This is a genomic window from Pseudomonas sp. BIGb0278, assembly GCF_024809895.1.
Lineage (GTDB): Bacteria > Pseudomonadota > Gammaproteobacteria > Pseudomonadales > Pseudomonadaceae > Aquipseudomonas > Aquipseudomonas shirazensis.
Window position 1 is genome coordinate 190,349 of sequence record NZ_JANUEL010000008.1, and the last position, 18,871, is coordinate 209,219.

The window sequence follows — 18,871 nt, forward strand, 5'->3', positions numbered from 1 at the left end:
GCGCAACGTGCCCCGGGCAATCAGGCGGTGTGGGGTAGGGCGCGTCAGGCGCCCAGTTCGCGGACCAGCGAGTCGCGGCTGATTTCGCTGATCGACTTGGCGCCGGTCAGCACCATTGCCACGCGCATTTCTTTTTCGAACAGGGCCAGCAGGTTTTTCACCCCGGCTTCGCCGTGGGTGGCCAGCGCCCAGAGGAAGGCGCGGCCGATCAGCACGCTGTCGGCGCCGAGGGCGATCATGCGCACCACGTCGAGGCCGCTGCGGATGCCGGAGTCGGCGAGGATCTTGATGTCGCCCTTGACCGCATCGGCAATCGCCGGCAGGGCGCGCGCGCTGGAGAGTACGCCGTCGAGCTGGCGGCCGCCGTGGTTGGAGACGACGATGCCGTCGGCGCCGAACTTGACCGCATCACGGGCATCATCCGGGTCGAGGATGCCTTTGATGATCATCGGGCCGTCCCAGAATTCGCGGATCCACTCGAGGTCTTTCCACGAGATCGACGGGTCGAAGTTGTTGCCCAGCCAGCCTATATAGTCGGCAAGGCCGGTGGGGTTGCCGCGGTAGGTGGAGATGTTGCCCAGGTCGTGCGGGCGGCCCATCACGCCGACGTCCCAGGCCCACTGTGGGTGGGTCATGGCTTGCAGCACGCGGCGCATCGGGCCGTTGGCGCCGCTCATGCCGGAGTGGGCATCGCGGTAGCGCGCGCCGGGCACGGGCATGTCGACGGTGAAGATCAGGGTTTTGACCCCGGCGGCCTTGGCGCGCTCGAGGGCGTTGCGCATGAAGCCGCGGTCTTTCAATACATACAGCTGGAACCACATCGGCCGGTCGATCGCCGGGGCGACTTCTTCGATCGGGCACACCGACACGGTCGACATGGTGAAGGGGATGCCGTGCGCGGCGGCGGCGCGGGCGGCCTGCACTTCGCCGCGGCGGGCGTACATGCCGGTCAGGCCGACCGGGGCGAGGGCCACCGGCATGCTCAGGGTTTCGCCGAACAGCTGCGTCTGCAGGTTGAGTTCGGACATGTTGTTGAGCACGCGTTGGCGCAGGGCGATGCTGGCCAGGTCGTCGACGTTGCGGCGCAGGGTGTATTCGGCGTAGGCGCCACCGTCGGCGTAGTGGAACAGGAACGGTGGCAGCTTGCGCTGGGCCGCGACGCGGTAATCGGTGGAGGCAGAAATGATCATGGATGCTCGCTGCAAAGGTGGTGAGGGGTGGCTGCCGGGCGCAGTCGAGTGCGCCCGGCCCCTGTCACTTTAGTGGTGAACCAGCATGCCGGTGAGCCAGTAGGCTTGCACCAGGGTGATCACGCCGACGATGGTGGCGAAGAACAGGCTGTGTTTGACGGTGAAGCGGAACAGGTCCGATTCCTTGCCAACCAGGCCGGTCGCGGCGCAGGCCACGGCGATCGATTGTGGCGAGATCATCTTGCCGGTCACGCCGCCGCTGGTGTTGGCCGCGACCAGCAGGGTGTCGCTGACGCCGATCTGGTGCGCGGTGGTGGCTTGCAGCGAGCTGAACAGGGCGTTGGACGAGGTGTCCGAGCCGGTCAGGAACACGCCCAGCCAACCGAGGAACGGCGAGAAGAACGGGAACGCAGCGCCAGTGCCGGCCAGGACCAGGGCCATGGTCGAGGACATGCCGGAGTAGTTGGTGACGAAGGCGAACGCCAGCACCATGCCGATCGACAGGATTGGCCAGCGCAGCTCCCACAGCACTTCTTTGAAAGTGGTAATACCAGTTTTGAAGTTGATCTTCAGGACCCACATCGAGATCAGTGCCGAGAGGAAGATCGCGGTGCCGGTGGCGGAGATCGGGTCGAGTTTGAACACCGCTGGCATGGCGGTTGGGGCTGCAACGATCGGCGCGGTCTTGATCACCAGCTGGTCGAGGTGCGGGATGGCGAAGTTGAAGACGAAGTTGTACATCGCGCCGCCGGGGGCGAACGCGGCCTTGAATGGCTTGAGGGTCCAGATCGTTACCAGCACGGTGAGGATCAGGAACGGCGACCAGGCTTTGAAGATTTCACCGAAGTTGTACGGGGTTGGCTGGCTGCCGCTGGACTGCACCACGGCGGCGCCGACGCTGCCCTGGGCTACGGCCATCGAGCGTTTTGGCTGCCAGACTTTGAGGAACAGGGTCAGCGAGATCAGGCTGGCCAGCGCCGAGGTGATGTCGGGCAGTTCTGGGCCAATGTAGTTGGAGGTGAAGTACTGGGTCACGGCGAAGCTCAGGCCGGCGACCAGGGCGGCAGGCCAGGTTTCTTTGACGCCGCGCAGGCCGTCCATCATGAACACCAGCCAGAACGGTACGAACAGCGACAGCAGCGGCAGCTGGCGGCCGGTCATGGCGCCGATGTGGAAGGCGTCGATGCCGGTCACCTGGCCGGCGACGATGATCGGGATGCCGAGCGCGCCGAAGGCGACCGGCGCGGTGTTGGCGATCAGGCACAGGCCGGCGGCGTAGAGGGGATTGAAGCCCAGGCCGACCAAAAGGGCAGCGGTGATCGCTACGGGTGCGCCGAAGCCGGCGGCACCTTCAAGGAAGGCGCCGAAGCAGAAGCCTATCAGCAGTACTTGCAGGCGTTGGTCGTCGGTGATCGACAGCACCGAGCTGCGGATCACTTCGAACTGGCCGCTTTTGACCGTCAGTTTGTAAAGGAACACCGCGGCAACGATGATCCAGGCGATTGGCCACAGGCCGTAGAGGAAGCCATAACCGGCAGCTGCCAGGGCCATGTCGACCGGCATGTTGAAGGCAAAGATGGCGACCAGGATCGACAGGCCGAGGGTGATGCTGCCGGCCACGTGGCCTTTGAGGCGGAATACGGCCAGGGCGAGGAAGAAGAATACGATCGGGATCACTGCCGCCAGCGCGGACAGGCCAAGACTGCCCAATGGGCTATAGATTTGTTGCCAGGTTTGCATGATGGGTTGGCCCCTAATTGTTGTTGGTCAGCACTGGCACTGGGTAATTGGTAAGACCAATTTACAATGTGCGGATGCTAGGTTAAGAGCGCAACTGGGCCTGTGTCAATTTGTCTCGGCTTGTACTTTGGTGGAATGTCGATGAATGGCTTGGGGTTGGGGTGTTTTTGGGCGTTGCGTTTGTCTTGAGGGTGCTGGGGCTGCTTTGCAGCCCTTTCGCGACACAAGGCCGCTCCTACGCCGACCGCGCAACGCCAAGACAGCGCGGTCAACTGTAGGAGCGGCCTTCTGTCGCGAAAGGGGCGCAAAGCGCCCCCGGCAATGCTCGCCAGGATCAAAGCCAGCGCGGCACACGAATACCCAGCTTTTATTACGCAACTGATACGTGTGAGCGCAGCCTGGATAGGCCAAAATAGTAGGCCTCGCTGTGTGTGCGAGGGTTTGTGGAGAGTAAGTGATGGTTTTTGATCAGGTTCGCCAACGGCGCCTGTCCGACGACATTGTCGAGCGCCTGGAAGGGATGATCCTTGAAGGTACCTTGACCTCGGGTCAGCGCCTGCCGGCCGAGCGCGCCCTGGCCGAGCAGTTCGGCGTGTCGCGGCCATCGCTGCGCGAGGCGATCCAGAAGCTGGTGGCCAAGGGGCTGCTGGTGAGTCGCCAGGGTGGTGGCAATTATGTGGCGGCGTCGCTGGGGGCAACCTTCAGTGACCCGCTGCTGCAGCTGCTTGAACACAGCCCGGAGGCGCAGCGGGACTTGCTCGAGTTTCGCCATACGCTGGAGGCGTCGTGTGCGTTTTATGCGGCGCAGCGGGCGACCGAACCTGACCGTGAGCGGCTCAAGGCGGCGTTTGATGAGCTGCAGGATTGTTATTCACGCAAGGCCGAGGTGAGCCGGGCGGAGGAGGGCGCTGCGGATGCGCGGTTCCATCTGGCGATTGCCGAGGCGAGCCATAACGCGGTGTTGCTGCACACCATTCGTGGCTTGTTTGATTTGCTCAAGCGCAATGTGGTGACCAACATTGGCGGGATGTATCAGCAGCGTAGCGAGACGCGGGATATGTTGATTGGGCAGCACCGCGAGCTGTATCAGGCGATTGTTGAGGGTAGGGCGGAGGAGGCGCGGGAGGTGTCGAGCCGGCATATCCTGTATGTGCAGGAGGTGCTCGAAGAGGCGCAGGAGGAGGCGCATCGGGTGGCGCGGGCGGAGCGGCGCAGTGGGCGGTGATGGGGTTTGGCTTGAGATGGCTGGGGCCGCTTTGCGGCCCTTCGCGGGCAAGCCCGCTCCCACAGGGCACTAAGCTGCACTCAGATACCTGTGGGAGCGGGCTTGCCCGCGAAGGGCTGCAAAGCAGCCCCAAAGCAGGCACCACAAATCAACGAGGAATCAGTCTTCCTTGCCTTTGTTGCGCACAGCCCGCTGCATCTCGCGGTTGGAATCGCGTTCGCGTTCGGTGTCGCGCTTGTCGAATTCCTTCTTGCCCTTGCCCAGGGCGATTTCGCACTTGATCAGGTGCTTGCTCCAGTACAGCGACAAGGCCACGCAGGTGTAGCCCTTCTGCGCCACGGCAGCGTGCACGCGCTCAAGCTCGCGCTTGTTCAGCAGCAGTTTACGGGTGCGGATCGGGTCAGCGATGACGTGGGTGCTGGCGGCAGTCAGCGGCGCAATGTGGCAACCGAACAACCAGGCTTCACCGTCCTTGAGCAGCACGTAGCTGTCAGTCAGGTGTGCCTTACCGGCCCGCAGGCTTTTTACTTCCCAACCGGACAGGACCAGCCCGGCCTCGAACTTGTGTTCGATGAAGTAATCGTGACGCGCTTTCTTGTTCTGCGCGATGGTCCCGGTCGGATGTTTCTTTTGCTTAGCCATAGGGGCCGCATTATAGGCAGTCATGGCGTTGTCGGCTACGGGGTTTTCGGTGCGCTTGAGCCTGCCGGGTGAATCCCGGACAATGGACACACTGTGTAACCCACAGAACCTGTTTTCGGTGAGCTGCGAAGTGCTGCCGCCCAGCCTTGGAATCGATGCCTGGATGACTACCCATATTCAACGCTCTGCCCTGCTGCCGTACCCTGCCCAGGCGCTGTATGACCTTGTCAACGACGTCGCCAGCTACCCAGAATTTCTGCCGTGGTGCTCGGCCTCGACGGTGCTCGAGAGCAGCGAAACGAGCATGCGCGCCAGGCTGGAAGTGGCTAAAGGCGGGCTTAGCCAGCACTTTGTTACGCGCAATGTGCTGGTGCCGGGGCAGTCGATCGAGATGAACCTTGAAGAAGGCCCGTTCAGCCAGTTGCACGGCGTGTGGGTGTTCAAGCCGCTGGGTGACAAGGCCTGCAAGATCAGCCTCGACCTGTCGTTTGATTATGCCGGGCCGATCGTGCGCGCCACCCTCGGGCCGCTGTTCAACCAGGCTGCGAATACTCTGGTTGATGCCTTCTGCCAGCGAGCCAAGCAGCTCAACGGCTGACGATTTGGCAAAGCGCAGGCACAAAAAAGCCCGAACCTAGGTTCGGGCTTTTTCTTGGAGCCAATCTGCTTACTGCGGATTGGTATCCAGCGGAGCTGGTGTCGGCACCGGTGTGGCTTCGATGGTGTCGATTTCGCGTTGGATCGATTCTTCGGTCGAGCCGCGACGAGCTGGTTTTTCTTCTGGCTGGGTGGGTTGGCCAGGCTGAGCGTCCGGGCTGACGGTAGTATCACCGCTGCCACCGAGGATCTCTTGATCTCGGCTGACGCCAGGCATGAAGTCACCGGACAGACTGACCAGCTGATCACCTTCATTGAAGAAGATGCTCATGCGCTCTTGCTGACGTTTACCGCCACCAGGCTGCAAGCTGTAGAGATAATCCCAACGGTTGGTGTTGAAAGTATCCTGAATCAGCGGGTTGCCCATGATAAACCTTACTTGCCGACGGGTCATTCCCGGGCGTAATTGGTCTATCATGTCCTGCGTGACGACATTGCCCTGCTGGATGTCGATTTTGTAAACCCCGGGAAACGAGCAACCGGCGAGTGCGAGCAGTCCCACTAGGGTGAGGCTGGTTAGCAAGAGCTTGGACTTTTGCATCGGTGGGCGACTTCCACTATCTTGGCTGGACAACGTAAACCCCGATCATACCCGTATTAAGAGAAGCTGCGAAGCAGCATCGGCGAGAAAGCTGACCATGGTTGAAAATAGCGAACTACGTAAAGCTGGTCTCAAGGTGACACTGCCTCGAGTTAAGATCCTTCAGATGCTCGATTCTACCGAGCAGCGACACATGAGTGCCGAGGATGTCTACAAGGCGCTGATGGAGGCTGGCGAGGACGTCGGTCTGGCCACTGTTTACCGGGTTTTGACCCAGTTCGAAGCAGCGGGCCTGGTGGTTCGTCATAACTTCGACGGCGGCCACGCGGTGTTTGAGCTGGCTGATGGCGGCCACCACGACCATATGGTCAACGTGGAGACCAGCGAAGTCATCGAGTTCTTCGATTCGGAAATCGAAAAGCGCCAGAAAGAGATCGTGGCCGAGCATGGCTTTGAGCTCGTGGACCATAATCTGGTTCTGTATGTGCGTAAAAAGCGGTAACGATTTAGATCGTTGACGGCTGGCGGGGCGATCTTTCGAGGTCGTGCCCGCCAGTTGTGTTTTTGGGACCGCTTTGCGGCCCCAATCACTTATTTGCTGGTAACGACCATCTTGCGCGCATGCGCCAGCGATTCTTTGGTCAGGTCGATCCCGCCCAACATCCGCGCCACTTCCTCAACCCGCTCACGCTTGCCGAGACTGGCCACCGCCGTGTGCGTGGTCTCGCTGTCGCGCACCTTGTGCACAAACAAATGATGATGCCCTTGCGCCGCCACCTGTGGCAGGTGGGTCACGGTCAGCACTTGCCCGCGTTCGCCAAGTCGGCGCAGCAACTGGCCGACAATTTCCGCAGTGGGCCCGCCGATACCGACGTCCACTTCGTCGAACACCAAAGTCGGAATCCGCGAGGTCTGCGCAGTGATCACCTGAATCGCCAGGCTGATCCGCGACAGCTCACCACCGGAGGCTACCTTGGCCAAACCTTTAAGCGGCTGCCCAGGGTTGGCACTGACCAGCAGTTCGATCTGCTCCAGGCCATGCGGCGAAGGCTCGGCACTTTCAAACGGGTTCAGCTCGATACAGAAACGCCCACCCGGCATACCGAGGCGCTGCACTTCCTGCTCGACCGCTGTGGCCAGTTGCGCAGCCGCCTGTTTGCGCAGGGCGCTGAGCTCCTGGGCCTTGGTTTGATAGTGCTGGGCATAGGCGGCCAGCTCTTCACCCAGGCGCTCAAGTGACTCGTCACTGGCGTTGAGGCCTTCAAGCTCTTCCATCAAGCGCTGTTGCAGGTGCGGCAGTTCGGTCGGGTGCACGCGGTGTTTGCGCGCCAACGTATAAATAGTATCGAGGCGCTCTTCCAGCGCTTGCAGGCGCATCGGGTCGGCGTCGAAGTTGTCGAGGAAGCGATTGAGCTCGCCGACCGCTTCTTCGACCTGGATCTGCGCACTGGCAATCATGGTCGCCGCTTCGTCCAGCGCCTTCGGCCCGCCGGTCACCGCGCTTAGGCGGTTGAGGCTGGCGGTCAGGGCATTGAGCACATTGCCCGAGTCGCTCTCGCTGCATTGATCGATGACCTGGCGGCAGATGCCGAACAGGGCTTCGGCGTTGGTCAGGCTCTTGTGCTCCTGCTCCAGTTGCTCCAGCTCGTTTTCGCCGAGGGCGAGGTTGTCCAGTTCTTCCAGCTGATAGCTCAGCAGCTGTTGCCGGGCGCGTTGTTCGTCGCCGGAGTTGGACAGCCGCTCCAGCTCCTGGCGGGTCTGCCGCCACCGCTGCGCCGCCAGTTGCACCTGGCGGGAGAGGTCGCTGGCACCGGCGTACTCGTCGACCAGGCGGCGGTGAGTGTCGGTTTTCAGTAGCGACTGGTGCTCATGCTGGCTGTGGATGTCGATCAACAGTTCGCCGAGGGCCTTGAGGTCGCCGAGCGGGCAGGGCGTGCCATTTATATAGCCACGGCTGCGGCCTTCGGCGGTGATCACCCGGCGCAGGATGCACAGGCCTTCGCCGTCGAGGTCGCGCTCCTTGAGCCAGACGCTGGCCTCGGGAATGTCGACCAGGTCGAAGGTGGCGAGGATGTCGGCCTTGTCGGCGCCGGGGCGGACCACGCCGCTGTCGGCGCGATCGCCCAAGGCCAGGCCGAGGGCGTCGAGCATGATCGATTTGCCCGCGCCGGTTTCACCGGTAATCACACTCATGCCGCGAGACAGCTCGAGGTCCAGGTGTTCGACGATGGCGTAGTTGTGGATGGACAGGTGCACCAGCATGAGGGCGGCTCCCGAAAGGTCAGGTCTGGATATTTATACAGTGCTTTTTGCCTGCCTGACAATATCCATTGGTAGATTGCTTTCGCGCCCATGGAAAACCGCCTCAGCCCTTGAAGCTGATTTTTCCGACCCCATATAGCCGTCAACGGAGCGAGCAAGGCTCGCACAACAGAAATTGCGGAGGAGATACCCAATGGCTGACGAACAGCTGGACGAAAACACCCCAAACACCGAAGAAGCAGGTTCTGAGGATCTCGGTACCCGTGTTCAGGTGCTCGAGGAGCAGCTGGCCGCGGCCAAGGATCAATCCCTGCGCGCCGTTGCCGACCTGCAGAACGTGCGTCGTCGTGCCGAACAGGACGTCGAGAAAGCGCACAAGTTCGCCCTGGAGAAGTTTGCCAGCGACCTGCTGCCGGTCATCGACAGCCTCGAGCGCGGCCTGGAACTGTCCAGCGCCGACGACGAAACCATCAAGCCAATGCGCGATGGTATCGAGCTCACCCTGAAGATGTTCAGCGACACCCTCAAGCGCTACAACCTCGAAGCCATTGACCCGCACGGTGAACCGTTCAACGCCGAACATCACCAGGCGATGGCCATGCAAGAGAGCGCAGAGGTCGAGCCGAACAGCGTGCTCAAGGTGTTCCAGAAGGGCTACATGCTCAACGGCCGTCTGCTGCGCCCCGCCATGGTGGTGGTCAGCAAGGCGCCTGCGGCAGCGCAACCTTCGATCAACGAACAGGCTTGAAATCTGTTTGGGTGACCCCATCTTAGTGTCAAGCATTCAAGTATTACCGCAGTTGGCCAATGTAGCCGCTGCCAGCTAATTCAGTTTCGGGAGAGTTAACATGGGCAAAATCATCGGTATCGACCTGGGGACCACCAACTCGTGCGTCTCCATCCTGGAAAACGGTAACGTCAAGGTTATCGAGAACGCCGAAGGTGCGCGTACTACCCCTTCGATCATCGCTTACGCCAACGACGGCGAAATCCTCGTCGGTCAGTCGGCCAAGCGCCAGGCAGTCACCAACCCGCACAACACCCTGTACGCGGTAAAACGTCTGATCGGTCGCCGCTTCGACGAAGAAGTCGTGCAGAAAGACATTCAGATGGTCCCGTACAAGATCGTCAAGGCTGACAACAACGACGCCTGGGTTGAAGTAAACGGCCAGAAAATGGCACCGCCACAAATCTCGGCTGAAATCTTGAAAAAGATGAAGAAAACCGCCGAAGACTACCTGGGCGAGCCAGTTACCGAAGCGGTCATCACCGTTCCGGCCTACTTCAACGACAGCCAGCGTCAGGCCACCAAAGACGCCGGCCGCATCGCAGGTCTGGACGTAAAACGTATCATCAACGAACCAACCGCAGCTGCGCTGGCTTACGGTATGGACAAGGCCAAGGGCGATCACACCGTGATCGTTTATGACCTGGGCGGCGGTACCTTCGACGTTTCGGTTATCGAAATTGCCGAAGTCGACGGCGAGCACCAGTTCGAAGTACTGGCCACCAACGGTGACACCTTCCTCGGTGGTGAAGACTTCGACATTCGCCTGATCGACTATCTCGTCGACGAGTTCAAGAAAGAAAGCGGCATGAACCTCAAAGGTGACCCGCTGGCGATGCAGCGCCTGAAAGAAGCCGCTGAAAAAGCCAAGATCGAGCTGTCCTCGAGCCAGCAGACCGACGTCAACCTGCCGTACATCACTGCAGATGCGACCGGTCCTAAGCACTTGAACGTGAAGATTTCCCGCGCCAAGCTGGAATCGCTGGTTGAAGACCTGGTGCAGCGCACCATCGAGCCTTGCCGCATCGCTCTGAAAGACGCCGGTATCGACGTTGGCGCGATCAACGACGTGATCCTGGTCGGCGGCCAGACCCGTATGCCGCTGGTACAGAAGCTGGTTACCGATTTCTTCGGTAAAGAAGCACGTAAAGACGTCAACCCGGACGAAGCCGTTGCCATGGGCGCTGCTATCCAGGGCGCAGTACTGGCCGGCGACGTCAAAGACGTTCTGCTGCTGGACGTCAGCCCGCTGACCCTGGGTATCGAAACCATGGGCGGCGTGATGACTGCGCTGATCGAGAAGAACACCACCATCCCGACCAAAAAGTCGCAGGTGTTCTCGACTGCCGACGACAACCAGAACGCCGTGACCATTCACGTGCTGCAAGGTGAGCGTAAGCAGGCTGGTCAGAACAAGTCGCTGGGTAAATTCGACCTGGCCGACATTCCACCAGCACCACGTGGCGTGCCACAGATCGAAGTGACCTTCGACATCGACGCCAACGGCATCCTGCACGTCGGCGCGAAAGACAAGGCTACCGGCAAGACTCAGTCGATCGTGATCAAGGCCAACTCCGGTCTGTCCGACGAAGAGATCGAGCGCATGGTGCGTGACGCCGAGGCCAACGCCGAGGAAGACCGCAAGTTCGAAGAGCTGGCCGCTGCCCGTAACCAGGGTGACGCGCTGGTCCACTCGACTCGCAAAATGGTCGCCGATGCCGGTGACAAAGTGACCGCGGAAGAAAAAACCGCGATCGAAGCTGCTGTGGTTGCTCTGGAAGCCGCTGTCAAAGGCGACGACAAAGCTGCCATCGACGCCAAGGTCGAAGAGCTGTCCAAGGTCTCCGCACCAGTTGCCCAGAAGATGTACGCCGAGCAGTCGGCTGAACAGCCTCAGGGCGGCGCCCAGCAGCAAGCCGAGCCGGAAGCCAAGCACGATGACGTGGTTGACGCCGAGTTCGAAGAAGTGAAAGACAACAACAAGCAGTAATCCCTGCTAGTTGTCGGCCAGCTCAGCGCCGCTTGGTGTTGAGCTGGTAGGATGTCGCCGCGCGGGGGCTTGCTCCCGCGTTGGTGTGTCTGGAATACGAGAATTTTTACAGCATCTGTCAGGGCGCATGAGTCATGTGTAGCGGCAGGTGCTGGCGGCACGGCGCGGAACGCGCAGAGCTTTGCCGAACGCCCACAAGAGTGCAAATGACCTATGTCCAAGCGTGATTATTATGAGGTCCTGGGGGTCGAGCGCGGCGCCAGTGAAGGTGACCTCAAAAAGGCCTACCGCCGACTGGCGATGAAGTACCACCCGGACCGTAACCCGGGCGACAAAGAATCCGAAGACATGTTCAAGGAGGCCAACGAGGCCTACGAAGTGCTGTCTGATGCGAGCAAGCGCGCAGCGTTCGACCAATACGGTCACGCTGGTGTCGACCCAAGCATGGGCGGCGGCGGTGCAGGCTTCGGTGGCGCCAACTTCTCTGACATCTTTGGTGATGTGTTCAGCGACTTCTTCGGCGGCAGCCGGGGTGGTGGCCGTGGTGGCGCCGCACGCGGCAGCGACCTGCGCTACACCCTCGAGCTGAACCTGGAAGAAGCCGTGCGCGGCACAACGGTCAACATCCGTGTACCGACGCTGGTCAACTGCGAGCCGTGCGACGGCAGTGGCGCGAAGAAGGGCTCGACCCCGTCGACCTGCCCCACCTGCGGCGGTATCGGCCAGGTGCGCATGCAGCAGGGCTTCTTCTCGGTGCAGCAGACCTGCCCGCGCTGCCATGGCCAGGGCAAGATCATCACCGACCCGTGCGGTTCGTGCCACGGCGAAGGCCGTGTCGAAGAGTACAAGACGCTGTCGGTCAAGGTTCCGGCTGGGGTCGATACCGGCGACCGCATTCGCCTGTCCGGCGAAGGCGAGGCGGGTGCCCATGGCGGCCCGACTGGCGACCTGTATGTGGTGATCAACGTGCGTGAGCACGCGATCTTCCAGCGTGACGGCAAGCATCTGTACTGCGAAGTACCGATCAGCTACACCGATGCCGCCCTGGGTGGCGAGCTGGAGGTGCCGACTCTGGATGGTCGGGTCAAACTGAGGATCCCTGAAGGCACCCAGACCGGCAAGCAGTTCCGCTTGCGTGGCAAGGGCGTCGCGCCGGTGCGTGGCGGTGGTGCTGGTGACCTGCTGTGCCGGGTCGCGGTGGAAACCCCGGTCAACCTCAGCCGTCGTCAGCGTGAGCTGCTCGAAGAGCTGCGTGACTCGCTCGAAGGTGACAGCTCCCATTCGCCCAAGGCCAACGGTTGGTTCGAGGGTGTGAAGCGCTTCTTCGGCGATCTCTGACAAGGAACAGGCTATGCGACGTATTGCGGTAATGGGTGCAGCAGGGCGGATGGGCAAGATCCTCGTCGAGGCTGTGCAGCAACAGGCGCCAAGCGCCGGCCTCACGGCCGCCATCGACAAGCCCGACAGCTCGCTGGTCGGCGCTGACGCAGGCGAATTGGCGGCGCTGGGTCGGATCGGTGTGACCATCTCGGGTGACCTGGCCAAGGTCGCCGATGAGTTCGACGTGCTGATCGACTTTACGCACCCGTCGGTGACCCTGAAGAACCTGGCGTTCTGCCGCAAGGCGGGCAAGGCCATGGTCATTGGTACGACCGGGTTCTCGGCAGAAGAGAAACTGCTGCTGGCCGAAGCCGGTAAAGACATCCCGATCGTGTTTGCTGCCAACTTCAGTGTTGGCGTCAACCTGTGCCTGAAGCTGCTCGACATCGCTGCCCGGGTGATGGGTGACGAGGTCGACATCGAGATCAGCGAAGCGCATCACCGGCACAAGGTCGATGCACCGTCGGGTACCGCGCTGCGCATGGGTGAAGTGGTTGCTCAGGCGCTGGGTCGTGATCTGCAGGAAGTGGCGGTGTATGGCCGTGAAGGCCAGACCGGCGCGCGTGATCGCAAGACCATTGGTTTTGCTACCGTGCGTGCGGGTGACATCGTTGGCGATCACACGGTGCTGTTTGCCGCTGATGGCGAGCGCGTCGAGATCACCCACAAGGCCTCGAGCCGCATGACCTTCGCCAAGGGCGCGGTGCGTGCAGCGTTGTGGCTGGACGGGCGTGCGCCAGGTTTGTACGACATGCAGGATGTGCTCGAACTGCACTGATCAGCAAGGTCGGCGGCGTCTGCTTCGCGGGTAAACCCGCTCCCACAGCGATCCCTGTGGCAGCGGGTTTACCCGCGAAGGGTCCAACTCGGAATTAAAGTGCCTGTCGCATTGGTGTGCATTTTCGACACATGCGCGGTAGACCAAAATCATCAATTTCTGTAAGCTACAGCTTTAGTGTGTTCACTAAAAGCGCGCAGAGATATTCAGCACATGAAGCGGGGTGACGTGTCCATACGTCACTCCGCTTTTTTGCAACCTGCGATCGCCCTTTCAGGCTTTATTTACGGGAGGTCTTCTTGACTAAGCCAGCCATACTCGCCCTTGCTGATGGCAGCATTTTTCGCGGTGAAGCCATCGGTGCCGACGGCCAGACTGTTGGAGAGGTGGTGTTCAACACCGCTATGACCGGCTACCAGGAAATTCTTACAGACCCTTCCTACGCCCAGCAAATCGTTACCCTGACTTACCCGCACATCGGTAACACCGGCACCAACCCGGGCGACGCAGAATCCGACCGCGTCTGGTCGGCTGGCCTGGTCATCCGTGACCTGCCGCTGGTTGCCAGCAACTGGCGCAAGACCCAGTCGCTGTCCGAGTACCTGAAAGAGCACAACGTGGTTGCCATCGCTGGCATCGACACCCGTCGCCTGACCCGCATCCTGCGTGAGAAGGGCGCTCAGAACGGCTGCATCCTGGCCGGTGACAACATCAGCGAAGAAGCCGCCATCGCAGCTGCCCGCGGCTTCCCGGGCCTGAAGGGCATGGACCTGGCCAAAGAAGTTTCCACCAAAGCGCGTTACGAGTGGCGCTCCAGCGTGTGGGACCTGAAAACCAACGACCATGCCGAAATCGCCGCTGCCGACCTGCCGTACCACGTGGTCGCCTTCGACTACGGCGTCAAGCTGAACATCCTGCGCATGCTGGTTGCGCGTGGCTGCCGGGTGACCGTAGTGCCTGCGCAAACGCCGGCCAGCGAAGTCCTCGCGCTCAATCCGGACGGCGTGTTCCTGTCCAACGGCCCAGGCGATCCTGAGCCATGCGACTACGCCATCCAGGCGATCAAGGAAGTGCTCGAGACCGAGATTCCGGTGTTCGGCATCTGCCTCGGCCACCAGCTGCTGGCCCTGGCCTCCGGCGCCAAGACGGTGAAAATGGGTCACGGCCACCACGGTGCCAACCACCCAGTGCAAGACCTCGACACCGGCGTTGTCATGATCACCAGCCAGAACCACGGTTTTGCTGTTGACGAAGCGACCCTGCCAGGCAACGTGCGGGCGATCCACAAGTCGCTGTTCGACGGTACCCTGCAGGGCATCGAGCGCACCGACAAGAGCGCCTTCAGCTTCCAGGGTCACCCTGAGGCAAGCCCAGGCCCGACTGACGTCGCGCCGCTGTTCGATCGTTTCATCGATGCCATGGCCAAGCGCCGCTGAGCATTCGCCATCCAGGCCCCGGACCAGCCCTGGCTGCGTCCGGCAGCGCCTGACCTGAGCATGTTCAAGCCGGCTTGCCGACTGACCCGCGGATTTGAGTGAGCACCCAATGCCAAAACGTACAGACATTAAAAGCATCCTGATTCTCGGCGCTGGCCCGATCGTTATCGGCCAGGCCTGCGAATTCGACTACTCCGGCGCCCAGGCGTGTAAAGCGCTGCGCGAGGAAGGCTATCGCGTCATCCTGGTGAACTCCAACCCAGCCACCATCATGACCGACCCGGCCATGGCCGACGCCACCTACATCGAGCCGATCAAGTGGCAGACCGTTGCCAAGATCATCGAGACCGAGCGTCCGGACGCGCTGCTGCCAACCATGGGCGGCCAGACCGCTCTGAACTGCGCCTTGGACCTGGAGCGCGAAGGCGTTCTGGAGAAGTTCGGCGTAGAGATGATCGGTGCCAACGCCGACACCATCGACAAGGCTGAAGACCGCTCGCGCTTCGACAAGGCCATGAAGGCCATCGGCCTTGAGTGCCCGCGTTCGGGTATCGCCCACAGCATGGACGAAGCCAACGCAGTGCTCGAGAAGCTCGGCTTCCCGTGCATCATTCGCCCGTCGTTCACCATGGGCGGCACTGGCGGCGGCATCGCCTACAACCGTGAAGAGTTCGAAGAAATCTGCGCGCGCGGCCTCGACCTGTCGCCGACCAAAGAGCTGCTGATCGACGAATCGCTGATCGGCTGGAAAGAGTACGAGATGGAAGTTGTCCGCGACAAAAAGGACAACTGCATCATCGTTTGCTCGATCGAAAACTTCGATCCGATGGGCGTGCACACCGGTGACTCGATCACCGTGGCGCCAGCACAGACCCTGACCGACAAGGAATACCAGATCATGCGCAACGCCTCGCTGGCGGTGCTGCGTGAAATTGGTGTCGAAACCGGCGGTTCCAACGTTCAGTTCGGTATCTGCCCGGACACCGGCCGTATGGTCGTGATCGAGATGAACCCACGGGTTTCCCGTTCCTCGGCGCTGGCCTCGAAAGCCACCGGCTTCCCGATCGCCAAGATCGCCGCCAAGCTGGCTGTCGGTTACACCCTCGACGAGCTGACCAACGACATCACTGGCGGCCGTACCCCAGCGTCGTTCGAACCGTCGATCGACTACGTCGTGACCAAGCTGCCGCGCTTCGCCTTCGAGAAATTCCCGAAAGCCGACGCCCGCCTGACCACGCAGATGAAGTCGGTCGGTGAAGTCATGGCCATCGGCCGGACCTTCCAGGAATCCCTGCAGAAAGCCCTGCGCGGCCTGGAAGTCGGCGCGTGCGGCCTCGACCCGAAAGTCGACCTGAGCAGCCCTGAAGCCGCCAGCATCCTCAAGCGCGAGCTGACCGTTCCAGGCGCCGAGCGTATCTGGTACGTCGCCGACGCCATGCGCTCGGGCATGACCTGCGACGAAATCTTCGCCCTGACCGGTATCGACCACTGGTTCCTGGTGCAGATGGAAGACCTGATCAAGGACGAAGAGAGGGTCAAGACCCTGGCCCTGTCGGCCATCGACAAAGACCTGATGCTGCGCCTCAAGCGCAAGGGCTTCTCCGACCAGCGCCTGGCTGTACTGCTGGGTGTTACCGACAAGACCCTGCGTCGCCACCGCCACAAGCTGGAAGTGTTCCCGGTGTACAAGCGCGTTGACACCTGCGCCGCCGAGTTCGCCACCGACACCGCCTACCTGTACTCGACCTACGAGGAAGAGTGCGAGGCCAACCCGTCGACCCGTGACAAGATCATGATCCTCGGTGGCGGCCCGAACCGTATCGGCCAAGGCATCGAGTTCGACTACTGCTGCGTACACGCAGCCCTGGCGCTGCGTGAAGACGGGTACGAGACCATCATGGTCAACTGCAACCCGGAAACCGTCTCCACCGACTACGACACCTCCGACCGCCTGTACTTCGAGCCGCTGACGCTGGAAGACGTGCTGGAAGTGTGCCGGGTCGAGAAGCCAAAAGGCGTGATCGTCCACTACGGTGGCCAGACTCCGCTGAAACTGGCTCGCGCTCTGGAAGAAGCCGGCGTGCCGATCATCGGTACCAGCCCTGACGCCATCGACCGCGCCGAAGACCGTGAGCGCTTCCAGCAGATGGTGCAGCGCCTGAACCTGCTGCAGCCGCCTAACGCTACCGTGCGCAGCGAAGAAGAAGCGATCCGCGCTGCCGGCGTGATCGGTTACCCGCTGGTGGTGCGTCCTTCGTACGTGCTTGGCGGCCGCGCCATGGAAATCGTCTACGAACTGGACGAGCTCAAGCGCTACCTGCGTGAAGCGGTGCAAGTGTCCAACGACAGCCCGGTGCTGCTCGACCACTTCCTCAACTGCGCCATCGAGATGGACGTGGATGCGGTCTGCGACGGCACCGACGTGGTCATCGGCGCGATCATGCAGCATATCGAACAGGCCGGCGTTCACTCCGGTGACTCGGCGTGCTCGCTGCCGCCGTACTCGCTGCCGGCTCATGTGCAGGACGAAGTGCGCGAGCAGGTCAAGAAGATGGCACTGGAACTGGGCGTGGTTGGCCTGATGAACGTGCAGCTGGCCCTGCAGGGCGACAAGATCTACGTGATCGAAGTCAACCCGCGCGCCTCGCGTACCGTACCGTTCGTGTCCAAGTGCATCGGCACCTCGCTGGCGATGATTGCCGCCCGCGTCATGGCCGGCAAGACCCTCAAGGAAATCGGCTTCACCAAGGAAATCATTCCTAACTTCCATAGCGTCAAGGAAGCGGTGTTCCCGTTCGCCAAGTTCCCAGGGGTTGACCCGATCCTCGGCCCTGAGATGAAATCCACCGGTGAAGTCATGGGTGTCGGCGACAGCTTCGGTGAAGCCTTCGCCAAGGCCCAGATGGGTGCCAGCGAAGTACTGCCAACCGGCGGCACTGCGTTCATCAGCGTACGTGACGACGACAAGCCACAGGTGGCTGGCGTTGCCCGCGACCTGATCAACCTCGGCTTTGAGCTGGTTGCCACCGTCGGCACCGCCAAGCTCATCGAAGCCGCTGGCCTGAAAGTACGTCGCGTGAACAAAGTGACCGAAGGTCGTCCGCACGTGGTCGACATGATCAAGAACGACGAAGTGTCGCTGATCATCAACACCACCGAAGGCCGCCAGTCGATCGCCGACTCCTATTCGATTCGTCGCAATGCGCTGCAGCACAAGATTTACTGCACCACTACCATTGCGGCCGGTGAAGCCATCTGTGAAGCGCTGAAGTTCGGCCCTGAAAAGACCGTGCGGCGCTTGCAGGATCTGCATGCAGGACTCAAAGCATGAGCATTACCAAATACCCGATGACCGTCCAGGGCGCTCGCGCCCTGGAAGAAGAGCATCTGTTTCTGAGCAAGACCGAGCGTCCGCGCCTGAGCCAAGCGATTGGTGAAGCGCGCGAGCTGGGCGACCTCAAGGAAAACGCCGAGTACCATGCCGCCCGTGAGGAGCAGGGCATGGTCGAGGCGCGTATCCGCGACATCGAAGGCCGCCTGCAAAACGCCGTGGTGATCGACGTGACGACCATCCCGCATACGGGCAAGGTCATTTTCGGCACCACCGTCGAGCTGGCCAACACCGAAACCGACGAGCGCGTGACGTATCAGATCGTTGGTGAAGATGAAGCCAATGTGAAACTCGGCAAACTCTCGGTCGGTGCACCTATCGCTCGCGCCATCATCGCCAAGGAAGAAGGCGATACTGTCGTGATCAAGACGCCTAGCGGCACGGTCGAGTACGAGATTGTCGAAGTCAAACACATCTGATCGGCGCCTGCGGGCGCCTTCCCTCGAGGGGATTCTCTGGCAGCTGTCCCAGGTGTTCTGGGTCGGCGGCCTGTGGGTATTCCATGTAGGGCTGGTGCCCGCACTCAAGGTCACCGGGCTTGCGCCGTTGCTGGTGCAGGACGTCGCAACGCAGATCGACCGTTGGTTGGTCGGCGTGGCCTGGTTGGGTTTGATGGTGCAGCTGGCGGTGCTGGCGAGGGTCGATGGCCTGCCGGCCTGGTGGCGGCAGTTTCGCGGGCAGATGTTGTTGCTCGGCTTTGCTGCCTGCGTCAGCTATTACACGCTACGCTACGGTATATCCGTAGGTGAGCGCTGGCAGATGTTCTGCTTTTTGGTATTGGGCTTTTCCGGCATCGTGCTGGTAGCCCAGCCCGTCCCGGTCAGGGCGCGCCAGGCGCGCCGCTGAGCGGAG

General features: G+C 61.4%; 16 protein-coding genes. 11 read left to right on the forward strand and 5 right to left on the reverse strand.

Features of this window, described 5'->3' with window-relative positions:
* Positions 1 to 44: 44 nt before the first annotated feature.
* Positions 45 to 1,190 carry an FMN-dependent L-lactate dehydrogenase LldD gene (gene lldD, locus M2396_RS22655; protein ID WP_101322177.1) on the reverse strand — a complete coding sequence of 382 codons (1,146 nt, stop codon included), beginning with the start codon at positions 1,188 to 1,190 and terminating at the stop codon, positions 45 to 47.
* Between the two features lie 69 nt (positions 1,191 to 1,259).
* Positions 1,260 to 2,930 (reverse strand): lactate permease LctP family transporter, encoded by a 1,671-nt coding sequence (locus tag M2396_RS22660; protein ID WP_259078860.1) that lies wholly within the window; start codon positions 2,928 to 2,930, stop codon positions 1,260 to 1,262.
* Positions 2,931 to 3,387: 457 nt separating this feature from the next.
* On the opposite strand from M2396_RS22660, the gene M2396_RS22665 reads away from it, so the two are divergent.
* On the forward strand, positions 3,388 to 4,155 hold the full coding sequence (locus M2396_RS22665; protein ID WP_188036683.1) for an FCD domain-containing protein: 768 nt from the start codon (positions 3,388 to 3,390) through the stop codon (positions 4,153 to 4,155).
* A gap of 159 nt (positions 4,156 to 4,314) precedes the next feature.
* Here the strand turns inward: M2396_RS22665 and smpB are convergent, their stop codons facing one another.
* Positions 4,315 to 4,797, reverse strand: coding sequence for an SsrA-binding protein SmpB (gene smpB / locus M2396_RS22670; protein WP_101322174.1), 483 nt, complete (start codon positions 4,795 to 4,797; stop codon positions 4,315 to 4,317).
* A gap of 163 nt (positions 4,798 to 4,960) precedes the next feature.
* Between smpB and M2396_RS22675 the strand changes: the two genes are divergently transcribed.
* On the forward strand, positions 4,961 to 5,395 hold the full coding sequence (locus M2396_RS22675; protein WP_259078890.1) for a type II toxin-antitoxin system RatA family toxin: 435 nt from the start codon (positions 4,961 to 4,963) through the stop codon (positions 5,393 to 5,395).
* A 69-nt stretch (positions 5,396 to 5,464) separates the two neighbouring features.
* On the opposite strand, the gene M2396_RS22680 is transcribed toward M2396_RS22675, so the two are convergent.
* Positions 5,465 to 5,995, reverse strand: a complete 531-nt coding sequence (locus tag M2396_RS22680) for an outer membrane protein assembly factor BamE (protein WP_101322173.1) — start codon at positions 5,993 to 5,995, stop codon at positions 5,465 to 5,467.
* Positions 5,996 to 6,092: 97 nt separating this feature from the next.
* Between M2396_RS22680 and fur the strand changes: the two genes are divergently transcribed.
* The gene (fur, locus tag M2396_RS22685) at positions 6,093 to 6,497 is read left to right on the forward strand and encodes a ferric iron uptake transcriptional regulator (protein WP_101322172.1); all 405 of its coding nucleotides are present in this window, start codon (positions 6,093 to 6,095) and stop codon (positions 6,495 to 6,497) included.
* Positions 6,498 to 6,586: 89 nt separating this feature from the next.
* Here fur and recN read toward each other — a convergent pair whose 3' ends face one another.
* On the reverse strand, positions 6,587 to 8,257 hold the full coding sequence (recN, locus tag M2396_RS22690; protein ID WP_220632555.1) for a DNA repair protein RecN: 1,671 nt from the start codon (positions 8,255 to 8,257) through the stop codon (positions 6,587 to 6,589).
* 193 nt (positions 8,258 to 8,450) lie between these two features.
* On the opposite strand from recN, the gene grpE reads away from it, so the two are divergent.
* The 8 genes from grpE to M2396_RS22730 all read left to right on the forward strand — a co-directional run bounded on the left by grpE (position 8,451) and on the right by M2396_RS22730 (position 18,865).
* Positions 8,451 to 9,005 (forward strand): nucleotide exchange factor GrpE, encoded by a 555-nt coding sequence (gene grpE / locus M2396_RS22695; protein ID WP_220632554.1) that lies wholly within the window; start codon positions 8,451 to 8,453, stop codon positions 9,003 to 9,005.
* Positions 9,006 to 9,105: 100 nt separating this feature from the next.
* Entirely contained in the window at positions 9,106 to 11,034 is a 1,929-nt protein-coding gene (gene dnaK, locus M2396_RS22700; RefSeq protein ID WP_101322169.1) for a molecular chaperone DnaK, read from the forward strand.
* A gap of 213 nt (positions 11,035 to 11,247) precedes the next feature.
* Positions 11,248 to 12,372, forward strand: coding sequence for a molecular chaperone DnaJ (dnaJ, locus tag M2396_RS22705; protein WP_101322168.1), 1,125 nt, complete (start codon positions 11,248 to 11,250; stop codon positions 12,370 to 12,372).
* 13 nt (positions 12,373 to 12,385) lie between these two features.
* Complete coding sequence (dapB, locus tag M2396_RS22710) at positions 12,386 to 13,192, forward strand: 4-hydroxy-tetrahydrodipicolinate reductase (RefSeq protein ID WP_103438608.1); 807 nt, start codon at positions 12,386 to 12,388, stop codon at positions 13,190 to 13,192.
* A 299-nt stretch (positions 13,193 to 13,491) separates the two neighbouring features.
* Positions 13,492 to 14,628 (forward strand): glutamine-hydrolyzing carbamoyl-phosphate synthase small subunit, encoded by a 1,137-nt coding sequence (gene carA, locus M2396_RS22715; protein WP_101322166.1) that lies wholly within the window; start codon positions 13,492 to 13,494, stop codon positions 14,626 to 14,628.
* Positions 14,629 to 14,737: 109 nt separating this feature from the next.
* Positions 14,738 to 17,959, forward strand: a complete 3,222-nt coding sequence (gene carB / locus M2396_RS22720) for a carbamoyl-phosphate synthase large subunit (protein WP_259078863.1) — start codon at positions 14,738 to 14,740, stop codon at positions 17,957 to 17,959.
* On the forward strand, positions 17,956 to 18,438 hold the full coding sequence (gene greA, locus M2396_RS22725; RefSeq protein ID WP_178080796.1) for a transcription elongation factor GreA: 483 nt from the start codon (positions 17,956 to 17,958) through the stop codon (positions 18,436 to 18,438). The genes carB and greA overlap by 4 nt, the downstream gene beginning before the upstream one ends.
* Complete coding sequence (locus M2396_RS22730) at positions 18,416 to 18,865, forward strand: MFS transporter (RefSeq protein ID WP_101322164.1); 450 nt, start codon at positions 18,416 to 18,418, stop codon at positions 18,863 to 18,865. Before greA ends, M2396_RS22730 begins: the two co-directional genes overlap by 23 nt.
* The last annotated feature ends 6 nt before the right edge of the window (positions 18,866 to 18,871 follow it).